The sequence below is a fragment of the Haladaptatus sp. genome (assembly GCF_049589095.1).
Lineage (GTDB): Archaea > Halobacteriota > Halobacteria > Halobacteriales > Haladaptataceae > Haladaptatus.
The window spans coordinates 1-1,631 of the sequence record NZ_JBAWAC010000112.1 but is presented as its reverse complement, the minus strand read 5'-3'; the positions used below and the strand labels follow the sequence as shown (position 1 = coordinate 1,631).

Genomic DNA, 1,631 nt, shown 5'->3' with positions numbered 1-1,631 from the left:
GTCCCGAAGGCCCGGTTCGAACTCCTTCCCACGATCTCGTATCGATCCGAAACAGGCCCGCCGCTCCTTCGTGTGAAAAGCGACCGAGACGTCGCCGACGTGCTCCGAACGGATCCGACCCTCACTTCGGTGAAAACGATCGTCTCGAACTCGCGTTCGACGCTCTTTGCCGTCAACTGGACATCGATGCCGCGGTCCGTCTTCGAGACGATCCTCGAAGACGATGTCGTCATCAGTCAGGTCTCCGGCACGAAACAGCACTGGACGTTTCGGCTCCGAACCACCACCCGAGAGATGGCATCGAGGCTGTATCATCGGTGTACTGACCGAGGTATCTCGATGGAGATTCGACGGCTTCAGCAACTGGACGGCGTTTCCGGGGAGCAGATCGACTTCAGTGAAGAGCAGTTGGAAGTGTTGCAACTGGCGTTCGAGCACGGTTACTACGACATTCCACGCGGGATCACGGTCGGCGAACTGGCCGACAGAATCGGGGTTTCACACCAAGCAGTGTCGGAACGGATCCGACGTGCACACGACCAACTCATTGGGAATTCGATCCCGATCTAACGTCTCGATCGACCGATTTCCGGTTCGGTCGTGATCTCCGGACCGACCGCGAGCGCCCCACGGACTAACGTGTCGTGGGCGCGCCGAAGCCGCTCCGACACCGCCTGTTGGCTGATGCCGAGTTCGTCCGCGAGGTCGGCCATCGAACTGGTGCGTGGAACGTCGAAATAACCGCGTTTAGTGGCGAGGGCCAACACTGCATACTGTTCTTTCGTCAAGCCGAACTGGCCGTGTGGAAAATCCGTGAGCGGGTAGATTCGGTCGATGGTCATCGTCAACTCCCGTTCCTTGCAATGGTCGTGCGTGCGTGAGAACGAGTCCCTGTCCGGAAACAGCGCCCGCATCTTCCAGCGCTCGCTCGTCCCGTTGGCGTTGAGGATCGCCCCGTCCTCCTCAACGAGGATTTGAATCATGACCTCGATGGCGTCGATCCAATCCATCCGATACAGGCTCGTCCCGTCGAACGTGGACACTCGTTCCAGGTTCTCCGTGCTCGGGTCGGTGGCGAGCGCTTTGTCGACTGCTTCCATATCGTTGTTCGACACCCAGAGGTACGGAAACGCGCGGTCCGCGTCGTGTGCCACCAATCGGATGATTTCGAACGTGGCGGTTGGAACCGCGCGAAACGTCTCGGCGAGGACGAACTCGTCCGTCGGTAGGGTGAATTCCACGACCGTGCTCATTCAAACATGCTCCCTGAATATGTCACTCTCCGTCACCGACTACGGGTTTGCAGTCAACTACCATCTACTATTGGGCTCCGGTTGCAACCCGGTTATGAACGTTCGTATCGCTCGGTTTGTTCGACGACATCGTGGAGCAGTCGTTTGTTCACGATGTCCACGTTCTCCGAGAGCCACACGCGCGGGTCTCCGGCGAGGTCGTAATCGACGATCCCGAGTAAACCGAGGTTCGGGAGATGTACGCGAACTATCCGTTCACGGATCGATTCAGTATCGCCATCAACCGTCGCCGCGACCGTTTGGGTAATTTTCGTCAGCGGAACCGTCGTTTTCTCCTCCCGGAAGAGCGTGTAGATGATGAGACGCGATTCTTCGTTC

At 58.2% G+C, this 1,631-nt stretch carries 2 protein-coding genes and 1 pseudogene; 1 reads left to right on the top strand and 2 read right to left on the bottom strand.

The features are described from left to right. Positions 1-570, top strand: a 570-nt coding sequence (locus WBV42_RS03845) for a helix-turn-helix domain-containing protein (protein ID WP_423984861.1), incomplete at its 5' end; no start/stop codon positions are given. Here the strand turns inward: WBV42_RS03845 and WBV42_RS03840 are convergent. Together WBV42_RS03840 and WBV42_RS03835 are read right to left on the bottom strand one after the other, a co-directional pair. Further along, positions 567-1,253 (bottom strand): helix-turn-helix domain-containing protein, encoded by a 687-nt coding sequence (locus WBV42_RS03840; RefSeq protein WP_423984860.1) that lies wholly within the window; start codon positions 1,251-1,253, stop codon positions 567-569. The genes WBV42_RS03845 and WBV42_RS03840 overlap by 4 nt on opposite strands. Positions 1,254-1,345: 92 nt before the next feature. After that, positions 1,346-1,631: pseudogene (locus tag WBV42_RS03835) on the bottom strand (hypothetical protein); the annotation flags it as partial.

What these genes read in the sequence shown, in the direction of transcription:
- WBV42_RS03840 (WP_423984860.1), bottom strand. Translation starts at nt 1,253, where the DNA reads ATGAGCACGGTCGTGGAATTCACCCTACCGACGGACGAGTTCGTCCTC.